The 289-nt window shown below is 65.4% G+C and carries 1 protein-coding gene; it reads left to right on the forward strand.

Annotated elements, in window-relative coordinates:
* The coding region (locus NE591_RS15395; protein ID WP_256157120.1) for a hypothetical protein at positions 1 to 289 on the forward strand (289 nt) is incomplete at both ends.

Genomic DNA, 289 nt, shown 5'->3' on the forward strand with positions numbered 1-289 from the left:
CTTTTGCCACCGACAACGCCGAGGAGCTGACGCTGACCCCCAAGGGCCGCTATCTGGTGGTGGTCATGATGCGCCAGTTCTTCATCGGTGTGAACAACCCGCGCGAGCCTGGTCGCGCAGGTATGGTGAAGAAGTACGGCGTTGTGCCGCACGAGGCCCAGGCCGAGACCCACTGCACCAACAACACCGCCGAGCTCCATAGTGCCGATGCCCTCGCGGATGCCCCAGTCGACCGGGTCGTGGTCGGTGACCATCATGTTGGCGCGGCCGCAGCAGCCGTCCACCTGGG

The organism is Adlercreutzia sp. DFI.6.23 (assembly GCF_024462535.1).
In the GTDB taxonomy this organism is placed as follows: Bacteria; Actinomycetota; Coriobacteriia; order Coriobacteriales; family Eggerthellaceae; genus Adlercreutzia; species Adlercreutzia rubneri.